We start from the raw sequence: 17,650 nt of genomic DNA on the forward strand, positions 1-17,650 counted from the left end.
CAAATCCGATAGGCTTGCAACACAAGATGAAGGCAATTGCAGGCTTTTTCAAGCCCGCAGGTGGCCAGTTAACCCAACCACCTACATTTGAGCTGCTTAGGCAGGCATTTGACGCTTCGTGATCACGGAGTCGATCAGGCCATATTCGGCCGCACGCTCCGCGCCCATGAAGTTATCACGTTCGGTATCACGCTCGACGGTTTCGAGGCTTTGCCCGGTGTGATGGGCCAGCAACGAGTTCAAGCGATGACGAATAGAGAGGATTTCCTTGGCATGGATGTCGATATCCGACGCTTGCCCCTGGAAGCCGCCCAACGGCTGGTGAATCATCATGCGCGAGTTAGGCAGGCAGTGACGCTTGCCCGCGGCGCCACCGGCGAGCAGGAAAGCACCCATGCTGCAGGCCTGGCCGATGCAGATGGTCGAAACGTCAGGTTTGATGAATTGCATGGTGTCGTAGATCGACATGCCCGCAGTCACCGAACCGCCTGGTGAGTTGATGTAAAGATGGATGTCCTTGTCCGGGTTTTCCGCTTCAAGGAACAGCAGTTGCGCCGCAACCAGGTTGGCCATGTAGTCTTCTACCGGACCAATCAGGAAAATCACCCGCTCCTTGAGAAGGCGCGAGTAGATGTCGTAGGCACGTTCGCCACGGGCAGACTGCTCGATAACCATCGGGACCAGGCCGCCTGCGGCCTGGATGTCAGAGCTCTGCTGATAATAAGAATTGCGGGACATGTCCGGCAGTCACTCCCAAATAGTTATGTCTTGAATACGCATAAGCCAGCGCGAAGGCTGGCTTATGTGTGTATTTCAAACTAAGAAAAAATCAGTCGGCTTGTGGAGCTTCTACCGGCTTGACCGCTTCTTCGTAAGAGACCGATTTGTCGGTCACGCTAGCTTTCTGCAGAACAGTATCCACAACTTGTTCTTCCAGCACAACCGAACGGACTTCGTTCAGCTGCTGGTCGTTCTTGTAGTACCAGGCCACAACCTGCTCAGGCTCCTGATAAGCGGAAGCCATTTCCTGGATCAGCTCGCGAACGCGGGTTTCGTCAGGCTTGAGGTCGAATTGCTTGACCACTTCAGCAACGATCAGACCCAGCACAACGCGGCGCTTGGCTTGTTCTTCGAACAGCTCGGCCGGCAGTTGATCAGGCTTGATGTTGCCACCGAACTGCTGAACGGCCTGAACGCGCAGACGGTTCACTTCATTCTCGAGCAGGGACTTCGGCACTTCGATCGGGTTGGTGGCCAGCAGACCGTCCATTACCTGATTCTTGACCTTGGATTTGATCGCCTGGCGCAGTTCACGCTCCATGTTCTTGCGAACTTCGGCGCGGAAACCGTCAATACCCGCTTCCTTGATACCGAACTGAGCGAAGAATTCTTCGGTCAATTCCGGCAGCTTCGGCTCGGACACAGTGTTCACGGTAACAGTGAACTCTGCTGCCTTGCTGGCCAGGTCCAGGTTCTGATAGTCCTCAGGGAAGGTCAGGTTCAGAACACGCTCTTCGCCAGCTTTAGCGCCAACCAGACCGTCTTCGAAGCCAGGGATCATGCGGCCGGAACCCAGAACCAGCTGAGTACCCTTGGCAGAACCACCAGCGAACACTTCACCGTCGACCTTGCCAACGAAATCGATGTTCAACTGATCTTCGTTCTGGGCAGCGCGATCGGCTTGCTCAAAACGGATGTTCTGCTTGCGCAGCACTTCCAGCATCTTGTCGAGATCGGCGTCCGCCACGTCAGCGCTCAGGCGCTCGACAGCGATGGAGTCGAAGCCGGCAACGGTGAATTCAGGGAACACTTCGAAAGTAGCTACGTATTCCAGGTCCTTGCCCTTTTCCAGGACTTTAGGCTCTACGGAAGGAGCGCCAGCCGGGTTCAGCTTCTGCTCGACAACAGCTTCGTAGAAGGAAGCCTGGATCACATCGCCCACAGCCTCTTGACGCGCATCAGCTTCGTAACGCTGACGAATCACGCTCATTGGCACCTTGCCAGGACGGAAGCCTGCAATTTTGGCCTTTTGGGCAGTCTGCTGCAGACGCTTGTTGACTTGGGTCTCGATGCGCTCAGCTGGCACGGTGATGCTCATGCGGCGCTCAAGAGCAGAAGTATTTTCAACAGAAACTTGCATGGATATTCCTCGTTGCACAGACGTTAGCCGGCCGTTTCCGACCCCAGAATCAAGGGCATGCATTCTAGTGGGTCAAACTCAAGAAGTCACCCTACTGAAAACGGGTAAAAAAGCAGCAGGCAATTTATAGGCGGGGACAAACGGTTGCGCCTCGCCCTGAGAGCAAATACAGCGAATCACGCCAAGGCCTCTACACCAACCCTTCTATATATAGAAGGAATCAGCGGGCACATCCCTGGCAGCCGAACCGACAAGGTACACGGCAGGCAAACACAGCACCATCCAGCGACAAAATGGCGATGACTCGCCACCCTTTCAGCCCAATGCCTGCAGCCATCCTGGAAATTCACGCTTCTGAAACGAAAACGGCGCAGCCCTTTTCAGGTGCTGCGCCGTTATCTGCTATCAAATAGCTACTTAATTGGTGCGGACGAAGAGACTCGAACTCTTACACCTTGCGGCGCTGGAACCTAAATCCAGTGTGTCTACCAATTCCACCACGTCCGCGTATCAAGCTTTTAAAGCAAAGGCGCCAGATTATTAATCTGGCGCCTTTCTAAATATGGGGTGGACGAAGGGGATCGAACCCTCGACAACGGGAGTCACAATCCCGTGCTCTACCAACTGAGCTACGCCCACCATATTGCCTTGTTGCGTTACTTGTGCCAAAGCTGCCTAATGGCGCACCCGGCAGGACTCGAACCTGCGACCATCCGCTTAGAAGGCGGATGCTCTATCCAGCTGAGCTACGGGCGCCTTGTTAATCTGTATTCTTGGACGATTACAAACTAAGTGCTTTCAGTCTTACCGAGTTAAACAGCAACCCGACTCAACCTTCTTAACCAGTGCTAGGCTGTGCCCGACAAGTGCGACGAATGTTATAGACGACCGGAAAGGTCGTCAACTCTTTTTTGAAAAAAATTCATTTAATTAAAGGGGTTAGGGGAATTTGCAGACCAAGCGCCTTTGCCCTCACGTCACGACATGCGAGAATGCGTTCTCTTTTCTTCCCCCTCTCGATGGTTAATCACGCGTCATGACTGCACAACTAATCGACGGCAAAGCGATCGCCGCTAGCCTGCGCCAGCAGATCGCCAAACGTGTCGCCGAGCGTCGCCAGCAAGGCCTGCGCACTCCTGGCCTCGCGGTGATCCTGGTCGGCAGCGACCCCGCCTCTCAAGTTTATGTCTCGCACAAGCGTAAAGACTGCGAAGAGGTCGGCTTCCTTTCGCAAGCCTATGACTTGCCCTCCGACACCACTCAAGAAGCACTGACCGATCTGATCGATCGCCTGAACGATGACCCCAGAATCGACGGCATCCTGCTTCAGCTCCCTCTTCCTGAACAGCTGGATGCCTCCAGACTGCTGGAGCGCATTCGCCCGGACAAAGACGTGGATGGTTTCCACCCTTATAACGTCGGCCGCCTGGCGCAACGCATTCCACTGCTTCGCCCTTGCACACCTAAAGGCATCATTACCTTACTGGAAAGCACCGGCGCCGACCTTTATGGGATGGATGCAGTGGTGGTTGGCGCTTCCAACATTGTCGGGCGTCCGATGGCGATGGAATTGCTGCTGGCCGGCTGCACCGTCACCGTCACCCACCGCTTCACCAAGGACCTGGCTGGCCACGTTGGCCGCGCTGACCTGGTGGTTGTAGCCGCTGGCAAGCCAGGTCTGGTCAAAGGTGAGTGGATCAAGGAAGGCGCGATCGTCATCGACGTTGGCATCAACCGCCAGGAAGACGGCAAGCTGGTGGGCGATGTGGTTTATGAAACCGCCCTGCCCCGCGCTGGCTGGATCACGCCAGTTCCAGGGGGTGTTGGCCCGATGACTCGCGCCTGCCTGCTGGAAAACACGCTGTACGCGGCAGAAACGCTGCACAGCTAAGTTCAGGTATTACTTAAAGACTTGAACAAAGAACCCCGCCACTTGGCGGGGTTCTTCGTTTTAGCGCCTTGAAACACCCTTAAATCGTTAAGCCCGCTCTGCCCGTGCTGCATTAAGCTGCGCACGGTGCGCCAGTTTCTGCAAACGTTTTTCCAGATCCATCATGATTGCTCGATCAGAACGACCGCTCTCCAGCTCGTCAATCAAGCCATTGGCCAGCTTGCGCAATTCATGAACGATCACGATCCGGTCATCGTTAAGGTCATGCTTGTGCGAGTCGAACAGGCGATGCAGAAAATCCTCGATCGTGCGCTGGCAACGATGACGATCCGCCGCCCGCAAATGCACCAGCTTGGCAGGATATCCCGCACACCACGGAAATCGTTTAGATACCACAGCAATGGAGCATCCCGTGTCAGGGATACCCCCCGTTTTTTTTATTTTTTTAAGGTTTTCGACTGGCTGCCGAAGAACAATCGACAGTTCTTCGACCATACTCATAAAATGTAACGTTTTTCGAGAAAGCCCCGTTACACAACGGCATATCCATCTTTTAACGAGTCCACCCGCGTGAAAATTCGTATTTCGATCCTGAGCCTGGTTTTCGCATTTACAGGCACTTTCATCACGCCGAGCGTTAACGCTCGTGAAACCATCGCGGCGCCCCGAGACACTTCCCATCTGCACATCGCATCCGGTAGCGCGATACTGGTCGACCTGCAGACTAATAAAGTCATCTATTCGAGCAACCCGGACGTCATCGTGCCGATCGCTTCAGTCACCAAGCTGATGACTGGCATGGTCGTTCTGGACGCCAAGCAGTCGATGGACGAATACATTTCCGTGTCGATCAGCGACACCCCGGAAATGAAAGGTGTGTTTTCTCGCGTCAAACTCAACAGTGAACTCAGCCGCAGAGAAATGCTGCTGATCGCGCTGATGTCCTCGGAAAACCGTGCAGCCGCCAGCCTGGCCCATCACTATCCAGGTGGTTATGCGGCGTTTATCGCTGCGATGAACGCCAAAGCCAAAGCGCTGGGCATGACCAGCACCCATTACGTCGAACCCACCGGCCTGTCGATCCATAACGTATCCACTGCCCGCGACTTGAGCAAGCTGCTGGAAGCCGCCCGCAAATATCCGATGTTGAGGGAGCTGAGCACCACCAAGGAAAAGACCGTGGCTTTCCGCAAGCCGAACTACACCTTGGGCTTTCATAACACCGATCACTTGATCAACAAGGCCAGCTGGGACATCAAGTTGACCAAGACCGGCTTTACCAACCAGGCCGGTCACTGCCTGGTATTGGTGACCGTTATGGGCGATCGCCAGGTCGCCCTGGTGATTCTTGATGCCTTTGGCAAATACACGCATTTCGCCGACGCCACCCGTATCCGAAACTGGGTCGAAACCGGGAAAAGCGGTTCCGTGCCGGAAGTTGCCGTACGTTACAAAGCTGAAAAGAACCTCAAGAACCGTCATGGTGGTGTAGCGCAGAGTGCTGATTAACCCTTGGGAAACCTAATGAAAAAGCCCTGAACGTCATGTCAGGGCCTTCACAACAAACGGCGCTCAAGAGCGCCGTTTTTTATCCCCTGAATCAGTGCGCGCCAACTGCCTGGGTTGCTCTCGCCGCGGCCTGCTCCTGGCCGGCCTGAGCCAGCTCATTAGCGGCTTTGAGCCAGCGCTGCTGGTCAACCTTGGCGGGTATCTGGGTCGGCCCCTGGATCAGCACAGCCCAACTGCCAGCATTCTCCCAAGAAGATTCAAAAGACTTGAAGTCGATCAGCAAACGGCGGTTCATCCCCGCGCGGAGCAAAACTGTCTGCTTATGACGGTTGTAGCCCGCGAGCACGGCGTACCTTGGCTCCGACCAGAACGCCGAGCCTTCGGTGAAACGCACCAGCACCGGGTAACCTGCCGCAACCTGGGTCAACAACGCGGGAAGATTATTGTCGAGCGGATAGACCACCATGCCGTACTCGCGCGCCAGGGCCTGCATATTCTGCTGCAGTCCGGCTTCACCGCCCGGTAAATGAAGTGGTTTATCCAACAAGCCCGGCGTGATCACGATACCTTGCTGGGACAGCATGCTGGCCAAAGCACTGGGCCCACTCTGATACAGCTCGCTACGAAAAAACGGCACGCCGTTGAGCTCGACGCGCTCCGGCAAACGCTGGATCTCTGGCTGCACGCTCCCGGCGCAACCGGCCAGGCTCAGAACACAAGCACCGATCAGCAGCGCAGATCGAAATCGAGGAAATACCCGCAACATCATTACTCTCTTGGTCAGGCGCCAGGCGAACACGCTCCCGGCTTGGCCCTCGATCATAGGGCCGTCTCGGGCGACGGTATAGCCTTGAACGGCAGTTTATTGCGCCCGATAGAGCGAACTGGTTGGTGGCTCTCGACCTTTGGTCAATAGCTTGAAACACATCAGCGACTAGACTGTCCATAGCAAAGAGTGTGCGCCCCAAGCAGGGCTAAAAGGAGGCACTTATGAGCCTGACAACGACAATCATCATGCTGATCTTTGGCTGGCTGGCCGTTGCCGCCGCGATGCTCTGGGGCGTGCTGCGCGTTACTCGCAGACACCATCACCCACACATCCAGCCAACCCCCATAGCGAAGACCGAAAAAACTGCCGGTCGCACCGCTACCGCGCACTGACCGAAATCCGCCCCCCCAAAAAAAGAAAACGAAAACGGTCGCCGTGCCCTTTCGAGCACAGACGACCGTTTGCTATTTGCGCTACTCAGGCCTCAACCACAACCCGCTTCTGGCGAGCGCGGCGCGACAGCATATTCAAACCTTCAATCGTCGCCGAGAACGCCATGGCCGCGTAGACGTAGCCTTTCGGTACATGAGCGCCGAAGCCTTCGGCAATCAAGGTCATACCGATCATGATCAGGAAGCCCAGAGCCAACATCACCACAGTCGGGTTGTCGTTGATGAACTTCGCCAGGGGCTCGGCCGCCAGCAACATCACCAGCACCGAGACCACTACGGCAATGATCATGATCGGCAAGTGCTCGGTCATGCCGACGGCGGTAATGATGCTATCAATCGAAAAGACCATGTCCAACATCAGGATCTGACCGATCGCCGCGGCAAATCCAATCGATACACCGGAGGTCGCGGATGCCGTCTCTTGCGGCTCCGGGTCCATGCTGTGGTGGATCTCTGTCGTCGCTTTCCAGAGCAGGAACAGACCACCGGCAATCAGGATCATGTCTTTCCAGGAGAACACCTGGCCGAACACATCGATGACCGGTTCGGTCAACTGCACGATAAACGCGATGGTGCTGAGCAGGCCCAGACGCAGAACCAATGCCATGCTGATGCCGATGCGCCGCGCTTTGGCCCGGTGCTGCTCAGGCAGCTTGTTGGTCAAGATCGAGATGAAGATCAGGTTGTCGATGCCAAGCACGATTTCCATAACGATCAAGGTAGCCAAGGCCACCCAGGCGGTGGGGCTGACGGCGAGTTGTAAAAGATATTCCATGGGTCAGTCCTGACTCGGTGTTCGAAGGGTTAGATTTCCTGCGACGACTTTTCGCGTTGCTCGCCGTCATCAGCGGGCTTTTTCTTGTTACTGATCAAGCCCTGAGTCGCGTCACTCAGTGCCTGCTCCGCAGCTTTGTGGGTATCGTCGATGGCTTGTCTGGCGCTCTCGCTCGCTTTGCCCATCAGTTGCCGGGCACTTTTCTCGACCTGGTCGCAGCCACTGAGCGCAAATACCGAGAGCGCCAGCAGACTAGCGGCGCCAATGGATTGGAGTTTCTTCATGAGTTCCTCGATAGAACATACAGACCCAAGATGATGGCCTGTCCATAGCGCTGCATTCTAAGGAGGCAAATACTTCAGGAAAATTCGTATTTTTAGCAGCTATACTTCGGTTTTTACGAACTTAATCCCCCATGCTCAATTATCGGCAACTGCATTACTTCTGGGTCGTGGCAAAGACCGGCAGCATCGTTCGGGCGTGTGAGCAGCTGAACCTGACGCCACAGACCATCAGTGGGCAAATCAGCCTGCTCGAACAGACCTACGGGATCGAGTTGTTTCGCCGGGTCGGGCGACAGCTTGAGCTGACCGAAGCCGGGCGCCAGACCCTGCCCTACGCCGAGCAGATGTTCCAGCTCGGCGGTGAGCTGGAGGCGATGCTAAGAGCCCAGCCCAATGAGCAACAGATTCAGTTCCGGGTCGGGGTTGCTGACGTAGTACCCAAGTCAATTGTCTACCGCCTCATCGCGCCGACCATGGAGCTGAGCGAGCCGATCCACATCACCTGCCGTGAAGACAAACTCGAACGGCTGCTTGCCGACCTGGCCATCCAGCGTCTGGACCTGGTGATTTCCGACAGCCCGATGCCGTCACATCTCGACATCAAAGGCTACAGCCAGAAACTCGGTGAATGCGGGATCAGTTTTTTTGCCACCAGCGCCCTGGCTGAACGATATGGGAAAGACTTCCCTCGGGGTTTGCACGGCGCCCCACTGCTGATTCCCGGGCAAGAAACCGTGGTGCGCAGTCGGTTGTTGCGCTGGTTCGCCGAACAGCAGATCCAGCCACGCATCGTTGGTGAGTTTGATGACAGCGCCTTGATGCAGGCCTTTGGCCAATCCGGCAGCGGGATATTCATTGGCCCGAGCGTGATTGCCGACGAAGTGAAACGCCAGTATGGCGTGGAGTTGATTGGCCAGACCGATGCGGTAACCGAGTCGTTCTACGCCATTTCGGTGGAGCGCAAGGTCAAGCACCCCGGCATTGTCGCCATTACCGAAGGCGCCCGACGCGAGCTGTTTACCGCGATTGACACCTGAGGATTCAGGCGCAAACCGCGCGGGTTTTGGCGGTCATCAACAACAGCGCCAGCAGGATCGACAGCACGATGAAGCCCGCCGCTGCAAAACCGAGACTGGGCAGCCCCAACGTATCGATCACCCGGCCGCCAACCATCGCACCCAGCCCAATGCCCAGGTTGGCCCCAGCGATATTCAGCGACGCGGCGAAGGCCGGCGCCTGTGGTGCGACCTTCATCAAGCGGACATGGCTGACGAGGAACAACGCTGCCTGGGTGACACCCCATATGCCCATGGCAGCCGCCAACCCAACCGTCGAATGAATGCTTGGCACCAGCGCCACCATGCCGCCGATCATGAAGGCACAGAACACCATCGAGGCGATCAGTGGATGGCGATCAACCATGCGTCCGCCCAGTGAGTTACCGATCAACCCCACCGCACCGAAGCCCATCAGGCACCAGCCGACCACAGTGCCGTTGAAACCGGCAAGTCGCTCCAGGATGTCGGCCAGGTAGGTGTAAGCGGTGAACATGCCACTGAAGACCAGGATCGACAGCAGCACATGGCCCTGCATCAACGGACTGCGCAGAATTTTGAACTGTGAATGCAGGCTCACCTGTTTTTCATGCAACTGCGTCTTTGGCAGATAGATAAACAGCAGCAATGCCTTGGCAAACGCCACCACCGCCAGAATGGCAAACGCACTGCGCCAGCCGAATGCATCGGAAATCAAAGTGCCGACCGGAATCCCGAAGACGGTCGCGCAGACGATTCCAAAACCGATTTTCGCGATGGCGCGCCCGGCGTAATCCGGCCCGACGATGTCCACAGCCGTCTCGCTGGCCAAGGCCCAGAACACTGGCAAACCCAGCGCCGGAATCAACCGCGCCAGCGCCATTACACCTATGTTCGGCGCCACTGCCGCCAGGGTATTGGCCAGGCCAAACATGATCAGCACGCTGATAAACAGCCGCCTGCGCTCAAAGCGCGCGAAGTATGCGGTCAAGAACGGCCCGAACGCGGCCACGGTAAAAGCGAACAAGGTCACCAGTAAACCGGCCTGGGAGACGCTGACATCCAGGTCGCGAGCGATGGATGGCAACAGGCCAACAATGATGAATTCTGTGGTCAGCACGGTAAAACCGGCGGCTGACAACAGAAGGATGGGCAACAACATGCATTACTCCGCAAACGACGACGCCAGCGATAGCCCAAGGGCTCACTGGATATGAAAAAAGAGGATGGCGGATCTTAACAGAGTGTTTCCGACAGCGGTTACGCGAACCTGACCTATCGCCTTGAACACCCGGGCGGCAGGCCGTTATCGGTGCCTGGTCCAGGAAAAAAACAAGCGCATTGAGCCAAAAGCCTGAGTCCTGCCCCAGCAACATAAGAAAAGCCCGGAAAGGTTCAGACGAACCTTCCCGGGCTTTTTTGTCTTTGCGGTTTAGAACGCGCCCATGTAATCGCGTTTGCCGATTTCAACACCGTTGTGACGCAGGATCGCGTAGGTGGTGGTGACGTGGAAGAAGAACTGCGGCAGGCCGTAGGTCAGCAGATAAGCCTGGCCACTGAAGCGCTTCTCTTTCGGCGTGCCTTGACGGGTGATGATCTCGATCCCTTCCTTGCCATCAATTTGCGCCGGTTTGATGCCGTCGATGAATGCCAGGACTTTGCTGATCAGCGCTTGCAGCTCAGCGAACGTGGTTTCGGTGTCGTCGTACTTCGGCAACTCAACCTCGGCCAGACGCGCGGAAACGCCTTTGGCGAAATCAACGGCGATTTGCACCTGACGCACCAGCGGGAACATGTCGGGGTACAGGCGCGCTTGCAGGAAAGCATTTGGCTCGATGTTCTTTGCCGTGGCGTGGGCTTCGGCCTTGCTCAGAACGTCGCTCAAGGCGTTGAGCATTTGCTTGAAAACCGGGATGGAAGCGGCGTACAGGGAAATAGTCATGACAATCTCGCAGGTTGTGGCGGGAGGTGAACGTGACGCGATTATAGACATGCTTGGGCGCTCTGGCGGCTTGTCTTTTATTCTGCAAGGATTAGGCTAGTCGCCTTCGACAGCATAGGGAAAGCGCGATGAACACCGAGCACGATACCCCCATCGACGAACTGCGGCTCAACAGCACTGAACTCCGTATTCTCGGTTCTTTGATCGAGAAACAGGCCACCAGCCCGGAAACCTATCCGCTGACCCTCAATGCACTGGTTATCGCCTGCAATCAGAAAACCAGCCGCGAACCGGTGATGAACCTCAGTCTGGGTCAGGTCGGCCAGAGCCTTCGCGCCCTTGAAGGACGGGGTTTCACTCGATTAGTCATGGGCAGCCGCGCCGATCGTTGGGAGCATCGGCTGGACAAGGCACTGGAGCTGGTTCCCGCCCAGGTGATTCTCGCTGGCCTGCTGTTCCTGCGCGGCCCACAGACCGTCAATGAACTGCTGACCCGCAGCAGCCGCATGCATGATTTCGAAGACAACGAACAGGTCGTGCATCAGTTGGAACGGCTGATTGCCCGAGGCCTGGCGTTGCTGCTGCCCCGTCAGTCCGGACAACGCGAAGACCGCTACATGCATGCGCTGGGCGACCCGGCCGATATCGAAGCGATTCTGGCTGCGCGCCAAAACCCGGTTGAGCGTGGCGCCAGCAGCGGCGTGTCGGTGGAGCGCATCGAAGAGCTGGAAGCACGGATCGCGGCACTGGAAGAACGTTTGGCACGGCTGGAATAGCGCCCTGTCGACGCTTTCGCGGGCTTGCCTTGTTCGGCCTGGAGAGCACGCAAACCGTCGTAGCAGTTGCCGCCAGGCTACGTCCGGCCGCGCAGCGGTCGCAATAGGGGCATTCGCGTCTTTGCAGGAAGACCGAGGTAGGCGGATTTACGACCGCTGCGCGGCCGGACGTAGCCTTCGGCAACTGCTACGGGGGGAGCGTCGTTCCCGAGACAGCTAATCAGCCCCGTGCGAAGGCGACCGCCTTCTGGAACTGCTCCTCAGTGGGGCGCACGCCGGTGTACAACACGAACTGCTCCAGAGCCTGAATGGCGATCACCTCCAGCCCGGTGATCACCCGCTTGCCTTTGGCCTGGCCACGCAGGATCAGCGGTGTTTGCGACGGAATTGCCACCACATCAAAGACTGTTTGCGCGGCGTCGATGGCATCCGCTTCGAACGCCAACTGATCGACTTGCGGCCCACCGGCCATACCAATCGGCGTGACGTTGATCAGCATCTGTGGCCGTTGGTCACCCAGCTCAGCCAGCCATTGGTAGCCCAGGGAACTCGCCAGGGCGCGACCGGCCATTTCGTTACGGGCCACAATTAAACCGTTTTTGTAACCGCCATCGCGCAAGGCGCTGGCCACTGCCTTGGCCATGCCACCGCTGCCGCGCAGTGCAAAGGTCGAACTTTGCGGCACTTCATGCTTGTTCAGCAGTTGCTCGATGGCGATGTAATCGGTGTTATAGGCCTTTAGATGGCCATTGGTGTTGACGATGGTGTTTATGGACTGGATGGCCTTGGCCGAATCATCCAGTTCATCGACCAGCGCGATGCAGGCTTCCTTGAACGGCATCGAAACCCCGCAGCCACGGATGCCCAGAGCACGAATTCCGCCGACTGCACCAGGCAGATCGTTGCTGCTGAAAGCCTTGTAATAGAAGTTAAGGCCCAGTTGCTCATACAGATGATTATGAAAACGCAGGCCGAAATTCCCGGGGCGCCCAGACAATGACATACACAGTTGGGTGTCTTTGTTCGGGTTCATCAGCATGTTTATCTCCTTCAAATAGAACTTTCAGATGGACGGGATTAGCCAGCCCACCGATTCTGTTCGATCATAGTCCTGTAAGGTTCAAGTACCTGATTGTGTATCAAATCAAGGTAAAGAAACCGGTACAGACCTTACACAATATTTACTGAACGGCTTCGCAGTTTTTTCAAAAAATGCTGTCTTAGAAGTATCCCCGCGACAAACTGTGGGTCTATTGCAGACCACAAGCGCAGGGGCTGGAACCCGAGGAATAGCCATGATTCGTAAAATCCCCACAATAGCCTTGCTCATCGGTGCACTCGCTGTCACCGGGCAGGCGTCCGCCCACGATCACCGTGGTGGTGGTTGGGGTTGGGGTGGTCCGGCCCTGTTTGGCGCTGTTGTCGGCGCTGCGGTAGTGGGCTCGGTAATCACCAGTCACGATCGCCCGGTCTATGTTGAGCAACCGGTGTACGTGCAACCTCAGCCGGTATATGTCCAGGCTCCACCGCCTGTCTATTACCAGTCGCAACCGGTTTATGTGCAGCCGGCACCGGTTTACTACGGCCCGCCACCTGGCTACTACGGCCCACCGCGCGGTTATTACGGTCCACCACGTTGGTAGTTATCACGCTGTGAATGCATCAGGCCCCGCCTCAAAACGGGGCCTGATGCATTGTAGAACCTGAACAACGTCTGAATAGATCCTGCCAGGGTCGCTGCTGAGACAGTGGCTACGGCTGAATTTGGCATGATAGATCCGACTGTCGCCTTCGCACCTCGATGCAACGACTGTCATATTTATGTCATGACACCTCAGCAAGATCTGACTTGTCCATATAAGCAGGCCCATAAAAACAAGGACGACCCACAATGCCGACTCAGAATCCCCACCGCACTGCCGGCCTCTGCACATCGAGCAAGGTCTACAGTGCGCTGACCGAACTCAAACACCTGGAAGGCCATCGAAGTGCCAAGTTCCTGTCTTTACTGGCCGAGAACCTGGTGCGAAAAGGCCTGTTGAATGATCAGGATGTGGTGAACATGCTCGATCAGGTCGTCGACTGACGCCAGGGTCGCGTTGAATTTCGCCTGCGTCGATGTCCACTATCGAGCGCGATGATTTTTCGTTGAACCGGCAGGTCCGTAAGGTAGCCCCCATAGATTGATGGAGGTACTTATGCCCAAGGTTCATATCATGTCCGTTATCGGCAGCGCCGTTCCCGCACCGCTCAGAGAGCTGGGACTGCTCGCCTGTTGGTATCTGGTGCAGGACGGCGTGCCGATCAGCGGTCCGCTCACTTCACTCCCGGCCGCTCAGGCGCTGTCGCAAAGAATGGGTTCCCATGGTTTGCACGCCTAAGCAAAAAGTACACTGCCACTGGCGCCCGGACGATCCCCGCCCCCACCGCTGGCAACAGCACTGACAGCCTCCCCTTGATGCGTCATCCGCAATGGCGCGCCGCAGTGCCATCTTTGTTCATGGCGCATAGATCCAGATCAATAAATCCCGGACGCGACTCGATTACCCTCCCGGCCTTTTGCGATCGACACGACCATGCCCCTTGCCACTCCGGAACTCCTCGCCCCTGCCGGCTCCCTGAAAAACATGCGTTATGCCTTCGCCTACGGTGCCGATGCGGTGTACGCCGGGCAGCCACGCTACAGCCTGCGGGTGCGCAATAACGAATTCGACCACGCCAACCTGGCCACCGGCATTCGTGAAGCCCGGGCCCAGGGCAAGCGTTTCTATGTGGTGGTGAATATCGCCCCGCATAACGCCAAGTTGCGTACCTTTCTCAACGATCTGGAACCGGTGATCGCCATGGCGCCGGATGCGCTGATCATGTCCGACCCCGGCTTGATCATGTTGGTGCGCAAGCATTTCCCGCAGATGCCGATTCACCTGTCAGTTCAGGCCAACACGGTGAACTGGGCCAGTGTCGAGTTCTGGCAGCAACAAGGCTTGAGCCGGATCATCCTGTCCCGCGAACTGTCCCTTGAGGAAATCGCCGAGATTCGCCTGCAGGTCCCAGGCATGGAGCTGGAAGTGTTCGTTCATGGCGCGCTGTGCATGGCCTATTCCGGTCGTTGCCTGTTGTCGGGTTACCTGAACAAGCGCGATGCCAATCAGGGCAGTTGCACCAACGCCTGCCGCTGGCAGTACAAGGCACAACCAGCGGTAGAGAATCAATTGGGCGATATCGTCAAGGCGTTTCAACCCGAACCGGCCCAGCCAACGCTGGGCCTCGGCGCACCGACCGATCAGGTGTTTGTGTTGCAGGAAACCAATCGCCCCGAAGAGCTGATGCCGGCATTCGAGGACGAGCACGGCACCTACATCATGAACGCCAAGGACCTGCGCGCGGTGCAGCACGTCGAACGCTTGACCAGGATGGGTGTGCACTCGCTGAAAATCGAGGGCCGGACCAAATCGCATTTTTACTGCGCACGGACCACTCAGGTCTATCGCCGGGCGATCGATGACGCCGTTGCCGGCCGGGAATTCGACCGCAGCCTGATGACCGATCTCGACTCCCTGGCACAACGCGGGTACACCGAAGGCTTTCTACGCCGGCATGTGCATGACGAATATCAGAACTACCAGAACGGCAGCTCGGTGTCCGAGCGTCAGCAGTTCGTCGGTGAGCTGACCGGCGAGCGACGTGATCGACTGGCCGAAGTCCGCGTGAAGAACCGCTTCCTGCTCGGCGACCACCTGGAGTTGATGACCCCCAAAGGCAACTTTCATTTCGATTTGCATCAGTTGTACAACGTCAAAGGAGAGCCCATTGAGGTTGCGCCGGGAGACGGGCACACGGTGTATTTGCCGATCCCGGATCAGGTGGACTTACGCTTTGGGTTGTTGATGCGGGATGTGCGAGTGAGTGCGCCAGCTGAGCGTTGATCGCTCCCACGCAGAGCGTGGGAGCGATCAGGACTCAGATGCGGAATTGCCCCACCAACTTGCCCAAGCGCTGGCCAAGCTCGGCCAGACTGCGGGAGGTCTGTGCACCGAGTTGGGTTTCGTCGGCCACGTTGTCCACCGCCACGGCGATCTGGTGCACGCTGCGATTGATCTCTTCGGCCACCGCCGTTTGCTCTTCGGCGGCGCTGGCGATCTGCGCGTTCATCGAGTTGATGGTGCCGATCAACTGGGCCATGGTGTCCAGCGAAGCACCGGCCTCGTTGGCCTGGGCCGAAGTACCGTCACCGGCATCGCTGGAACGACGCATGGCTTCTACCGCTGATTGAGTGCCCTGCTGCAGGCGGTCGATCATGCCCTGGATTTCCTGGGTACTTTGCTGGGTGCGGCTAGCCAGCGCCCGCACCTCATCGGCCACCACCGCAAAACCACGCCCGGCCTCACCGGCGCGGGCCGCTTCGATGGCCGCGTTGAGTGCCAGCAGGTTGGTCTGATCGGCAATCGAACGAATAACGCTCAGCACACTGACAATAGACAACACATCTTTTTGCAGGCTATCAAGGGACGTGCCGCTGCTGCGGATATCGCTGACCAACGCGTGGATCTGTTTGATGCTGCCATCCACCACGCGCTTGGCGGCCTGCCCCTCTTCGTCGGTCTGCTGCGCAGCAACCGCGGCGCCCTGGGCGCTTCTCGCGACTTCCTGAGCCGCCGAGGACATCTCGTTGATCGCCGTTGCCACCTGATCCGTCTCGTGACGCTGGCGTTCCATGGCCTGCTCCGAACGCTGAGCCTGATCGGAAACCTGTGTCACCAGACCGGTCAACTGCGAGGTCATTTCGGTGATTTGTCGCACCAGGCCGTGGATCTTGTCAACGAAGCGATTGAACGAGCCGGCCAAGTCGCCCAGCTCATCCTGGCTGGTAATCGCCAGACGACGAGTCAGGTCGCCCTCACCTGCGGCGATATCGTCCAGGTTGGCTTTCATCAAGTGCAGCGGACGCAAAATGGTGTTGGCGACGAACATGCCTACCACCGCAATCACCAGCAGCACCACGACGGCGATGCCGACGATGCTCAGCACCACGCCTTGCATGCGCTCATGAACCTTGGCCTCGACCACTGCGACCTGGGCCTCGATCCCGTCCAGGTTGACTGAAGTACCGATGGCCATGTCCCACTTGGGCAGGTATTCGGTGTAGCCGAGCTTGGGTACCAGAACTTTCGGGTCGCTCGGCAACGGCGAGCTGTATTGCAGGTAGTGAGTACCGTCCTTGGCGACTTTCACCAGGTCACGGTTGACATACACACCATTCGGATCGCGGTTGTCCTTGAAGCTCTGACCCACGCCGTCCGGGCTGTTGCTCTTGAACAGGCGCACCGTTTGCGAGTCGTAACCGAAGAAGTAGCCATCCTTGCCATAGCTGATGCTCGACAGCAGCTTGACCACTTGCGCCCGGGCCGCGTCATCACCCGGTGCCGCCGCGTCGTACAACGGCTTGATCGCGCTCATGGCCACCGCCACATAACTTTGCAGCGTCGCCTTGGCATCGGTCAGCAGGCGCTGACGGGTTTCGTCGACTTCTTTGCTGGCCTGTTCTTGCAGAATGAACACCGTAGTCAGACTGATAACCAGCGCAAACAGTAAGACCGGGAGTACCGCGAGGGATAAAACTTTGGCCTTCAGGCTTAGGCGCATGGCATTCACTCTTGATTTTATTGGCGTGGTTAAGCCTTTAACGGCACGCCGGATCAAAAGTTGAGGGGTCGTCCCGCAAACACAGACCAAAGGTCGCCTGGCTGTCCTTAAACGACGATTTGTCGCTTGCATTCAATGAGCACAATAAAAAATTAAAACTATTTACTTGTCTAAAACGTTTCAGCAGCACTTCTTTAAATGAATGGATAAAGAAACAAAAAGTGCCGCCGCTACAGTGCAAAGACTCTCATGTTCTATCCAATCAAGGACGTCTCCATGTCGATCAGACAGCTTTCCATTCAATGGAAAATTACCCTTCTGGCCGGACTCTGCCTGCTCGGCATTGTCACGTTGCTGGTGGGGCTTTCGCTCTATCGCATGGAGCACAATTCCGAGCTGGTCAAAGCCTCGAGCATGGAGATGCTCAACGAAGCG

At 57.0% G+C, this 17,650-nt stretch carries 18 protein-coding genes, 3 tRNA genes and 1 pseudogene; 9 read left to right on the forward strand and 13 right to left on the reverse strand.

The genetic code is table 11. The annotated features are described in order from the left end of the window. Positions 1 to 96: 96 nt before the first annotated feature. From clpP to AC07W5_RS21485, 5 genes are all read right to left on the reverse strand, one after another. On the reverse strand, positions 97 to 738 hold the full coding sequence (clpP, locus tag AC07W5_RS21465) for an ATP-dependent Clp endopeptidase proteolytic subunit ClpP (protein ID WP_489072213.1): 642 nt from the start codon (positions 736 to 738) through the stop codon (positions 97 to 99). 91 nt (positions 739 to 829) lie between these two features. Further along, positions 830 to 2,140 carry a trigger factor gene (tig, locus tag AC07W5_RS21470; RefSeq protein WP_494994112.1) on the reverse strand — a complete coding sequence of 437 codons (1,311 nt, stop codon included), beginning with the start codon at positions 2,138 to 2,140 and terminating at the stop codon, positions 830 to 832. Positions 2,141 to 2,562: 422 nt separating this feature from the next. Continuing rightward, a tRNA-Leu gene (locus tag AC07W5_RS21475) sits at positions 2,563 to 2,647 on the reverse strand. A 56-nt stretch (positions 2,648 to 2,703) separates the two neighbouring features. After that, positions 2,704 to 2,779, reverse strand: a tRNA-His gene (locus AC07W5_RS21480). A gap of 40 nt (positions 2,780 to 2,819) precedes the next feature. After that, positions 2,820 to 2,896: transfer RNA gene (locus AC07W5_RS21485), tRNA-Arg, on the reverse strand. Positions 2,897 to 3,176: 280 nt separating this feature from the next. Here AC07W5_RS21485 and folD point away from each other — a divergent pair. Next, positions 3,177 to 4,031 (forward strand): bifunctional methylenetetrahydrofolate dehydrogenase/methenyltetrahydrofolate cyclohydrolase FolD, encoded by an 855-nt coding sequence (gene folD, locus AC07W5_RS21490; RefSeq protein WP_494994113.1) that lies wholly within the window; start codon positions 3,177 to 3,179, stop codon positions 4,029 to 4,031. 87 nt (positions 4,032 to 4,118) lie between these two features. On the opposite strand, the pseudogene AC07W5_RS21495 reads toward folD, so the two are convergent. After that, positions 4,119 to 4,382, reverse strand: a pseudogene (locus tag AC07W5_RS21495) (hypothetical protein); the annotation flags it as partial. Positions 4,383 to 4,601: 219 nt separating this feature from the next. Between AC07W5_RS21495 and pbpG the strand changes: the two are divergent. Further along, on the forward strand, positions 4,602 to 5,540 hold the full coding sequence (pbpG, locus tag AC07W5_RS21500) for a D-alanyl-D-alanine endopeptidase (protein WP_494994114.1): 939 nt from the start codon (positions 4,602 to 4,604) through the stop codon (positions 5,538 to 5,540). Between the two features lie 91 nt (positions 5,541 to 5,631). Here pbpG and AC07W5_RS21505 read toward each other — a convergent pair whose 3' ends face one another. Then, a complete protein-coding gene (locus AC07W5_RS21505; RefSeq protein WP_495013170.1) occupies positions 5,632 to 6,363 on the reverse strand; it encodes a PA2778 family cysteine peptidase in 732 nt (243 codons plus the stop codon). Positions 6,364 to 6,530: 167 nt separating this feature from the next. Here AC07W5_RS21505 and AC07W5_RS21510 point away from each other — a divergent pair, with 167 nt between their 5' ends. Further along, positions 6,531 to 6,701, forward strand: coding sequence for a hypothetical protein (locus AC07W5_RS21510; protein ID WP_494994116.1), 171 nt, complete (start codon positions 6,531 to 6,533; stop codon positions 6,699 to 6,701). An 85-nt stretch (positions 6,702 to 6,786) separates the two neighbouring features. Here the strand turns inward: AC07W5_RS21510 and AC07W5_RS21515 are convergent, their stop codons facing one another. Next, positions 6,787 to 7,536, reverse strand: a complete 750-nt coding sequence (locus AC07W5_RS21515; RefSeq protein WP_495024288.1) for a TerC family protein — start codon at positions 7,534 to 7,536, stop codon at positions 6,787 to 6,789. Between the two features lie 29 nt (positions 7,537 to 7,565). Next, the gene (locus AC07W5_RS21520) at positions 7,566 to 7,820 is read right to left on the reverse strand and encodes a hypothetical protein (protein WP_495013169.1); all 255 of its coding nucleotides are present in this window, start codon (positions 7,818 to 7,820) and stop codon (positions 7,566 to 7,568) included. 131 nt (positions 7,821 to 7,951) lie between these two features. On the opposite strand from AC07W5_RS21520, the gene nhaR reads away from it, so the two are divergent. Next, complete coding sequence (gene nhaR / locus AC07W5_RS21525; RefSeq protein ID WP_494994119.1) at positions 7,952 to 8,857, forward strand: transcriptional activator NhaR; 906 nt, start codon at positions 7,952 to 7,954, stop codon at positions 8,855 to 8,857. Between the two features lie 4 nt (positions 8,858 to 8,861). Here the strand turns inward: nhaR and AC07W5_RS21530 are convergent, their stop codons facing one another. Both AC07W5_RS21530 and AC07W5_RS21535 read right to left on the reverse strand, forming a co-directional pair. Beyond that, a complete protein-coding gene (locus tag AC07W5_RS21530) occupies positions 8,862 to 10,016 on the reverse strand; it encodes an MFS transporter (protein ID WP_495024289.1) in 1,155 nt (384 codons plus the stop codon). 270 nt (positions 10,017 to 10,286) lie between these two features. After that, a complete protein-coding gene (locus tag AC07W5_RS21535; RefSeq protein ID WP_494994121.1) occupies positions 10,287 to 10,796 on the reverse strand; it encodes a DUF1993 domain-containing protein in 510 nt (169 codons plus the stop codon). Positions 10,797 to 10,924: 128 nt separating this feature from the next. Between AC07W5_RS21535 and AC07W5_RS21540 the strand changes: the two genes are divergently transcribed. Next, complete coding sequence (locus AC07W5_RS21540) at positions 10,925 to 11,572, forward strand: YceH family protein (RefSeq protein ID WP_495024290.1); 648 nt, start codon at positions 10,925 to 10,927, stop codon at positions 11,570 to 11,572. 220 nt (positions 11,573 to 11,792) lie between these two features. Here AC07W5_RS21540 and AC07W5_RS21545 read toward each other — a convergent pair whose 3' ends face one another. Next, on the reverse strand, positions 11,793 to 12,611 hold the full coding sequence (locus tag AC07W5_RS21545; RefSeq protein ID WP_494994123.1) for a shikimate 5-dehydrogenase: 819 nt from the start codon (positions 12,609 to 12,611) through the stop codon (positions 11,793 to 11,795). A gap of 256 nt (positions 12,612 to 12,867) precedes the next feature. Between AC07W5_RS21545 and AC07W5_RS21550 the strand changes: the two genes are divergently transcribed. From AC07W5_RS21550 to trhP, 4 genes are all read left to right on the forward strand, one after another. Further along, the gene (locus AC07W5_RS21550; protein ID WP_495013165.1) at positions 12,868 to 13,215 is read left to right on the forward strand and encodes a hypothetical protein; all 348 of its coding nucleotides are present in this window, start codon (positions 12,868 to 12,870) and stop codon (positions 13,213 to 13,215) included. A 248-nt stretch (positions 13,216 to 13,463) separates the two neighbouring features. After that, the gene (locus tag AC07W5_RS21555; RefSeq protein ID WP_495024291.1) at positions 13,464 to 13,658 is read left to right on the forward strand and encodes a hypothetical protein; all 195 of its coding nucleotides are present in this window, start codon (positions 13,464 to 13,466) and stop codon (positions 13,656 to 13,658) included. Between the two features lie 112 nt (positions 13,659 to 13,770). Continuing rightward, a complete protein-coding gene (locus AC07W5_RS21560) occupies positions 13,771 to 13,953 on the forward strand; it encodes a hypothetical protein (RefSeq protein WP_494994126.1) in 183 nt (60 codons plus the stop codon). 195 nt (positions 13,954 to 14,148) lie between these two features. Further along, positions 14,149 to 15,498 (forward strand): prephenate-dependent tRNA uridine(34) hydroxylase TrhP, encoded by a 1,350-nt coding sequence (gene trhP, locus AC07W5_RS21565; protein WP_494994127.1) that lies wholly within the window; start codon positions 14,149 to 14,151, stop codon positions 15,496 to 15,498. Positions 15,499 to 15,532: 34 nt separating this feature from the next. Here trhP and ctpM read toward each other — a convergent pair whose 3' ends face one another. Further along, a complete protein-coding gene (gene ctpM / locus AC07W5_RS21570; protein ID WP_495024292.1) occupies positions 15,533 to 17,347 on the reverse strand; it encodes a methyl-accepting chemotaxis protein CtpM in 1,815 nt (604 codons plus the stop codon). Between the last annotated feature and the right edge of the window lie 303 nt (positions 17,348 to 17,650).

This window comes from Pseudomonas sp. GW821-FHT01E05, assembly GCF_059422425.1.

Excerpts from the sequence above, each read along its gene's own strand:
- clpP (WP_489072213.1), bottom strand. The coding sequence starts at position 738 with ATGTCCCGCAATTCTTATTATCAGCAGAGCTCTGACATCCAGGCCGCA.
- tig (WP_494994112.1), bottom strand. The coding sequence starts at position 2,140 with ATGCAAGTTTCTGTTGAAAATACTTCTGCTCTTGAGCGCCGCATGAGC.
- folD (WP_494994113.1), top strand. The coding sequence starts at position 3,177 with ATGACTGCACAACTAATCGACGGCAAAGCGATCGCCGCTAGCCTGCGC.
- AC07W5_RS21505 (WP_495013170.1), bottom strand. The coding sequence starts at position 6,363 with ATGATCGAGGGCCAAGCCGGGAGCGTGTTCGCCTGGCGCCTGACCAAG.
- AC07W5_RS21510 (WP_494994116.1), top strand. The coding sequence starts at position 6,531 with ATGAGCCTGACAACGACAATCATCATGCTGATCTTTGGCTGGCTGGCC.
- AC07W5_RS21515 (WP_495024288.1), bottom strand. The coding sequence starts at position 7,536 with ATGGAATATCTTTTACAACTCGCCGTCAGCCCCACCGCCTGGGTGGCC.
- AC07W5_RS21520 (WP_495013169.1), bottom strand. The coding sequence starts at position 7,820 with ATGAAGAAACTCCAATCCATTGGCGCCGCTAGTCTGCTGGCGCTCTCG.
- nhaR (WP_494994119.1), top strand. The coding sequence starts at position 7,952 with ATGCTCAATTATCGGCAACTGCATTACTTCTGGGTCGTGGCAAAGACC.
- AC07W5_RS21530 (WP_495024289.1), bottom strand. The coding sequence starts at position 10,016 with ATGTTGTTGCCCATCCTTCTGTTGTCAGCCGCCGGTTTTACCGTGCTG.
- AC07W5_RS21535 (WP_494994121.1), bottom strand. The coding sequence starts at position 10,796 with ATGACTATTTCCCTGTACGCCGCTTCCATCCCGGTTTTCAAGCAAATG.
- AC07W5_RS21540 (WP_495024290.1), top strand. The coding sequence starts at position 10,925 with ATGAACACCGAGCACGATACCCCCATCGACGAACTGCGGCTCAACAGC.
- AC07W5_RS21545 (WP_494994123.1), bottom strand. The coding sequence starts at position 12,611 with ATGCTGATGAACCCGAACAAAGACACCCAACTGTGTATGTCATTGTCT.
- AC07W5_RS21550 (WP_495013165.1), top strand. The coding sequence starts at position 12,868 with ATGATTCGTAAAATCCCCACAATAGCCTTGCTCATCGGTGCACTCGCT.
- AC07W5_RS21555 (WP_495024291.1), top strand. The coding sequence starts at position 13,464 with ATGCCGACTCAGAATCCCCACCGCACTGCCGGCCTCTGCACATCGAGC.
- AC07W5_RS21560 (WP_494994126.1), top strand. The coding sequence starts at position 13,771 with ATGCCCAAGGTTCATATCATGTCCGTTATCGGCAGCGCCGTTCCCGCA.
- trhP (WP_494994127.1), top strand. The coding sequence starts at position 14,149 with ATGCCCCTTGCCACTCCGGAACTCCTCGCCCCTGCCGGCTCCCTGAAA.
- ctpM (WP_495024292.1), bottom strand. The coding sequence starts at position 17,347 with ATGCAAGCGACAAATCGTCGTTTAAGGACAGCCAGGCGACCTTTGGTC.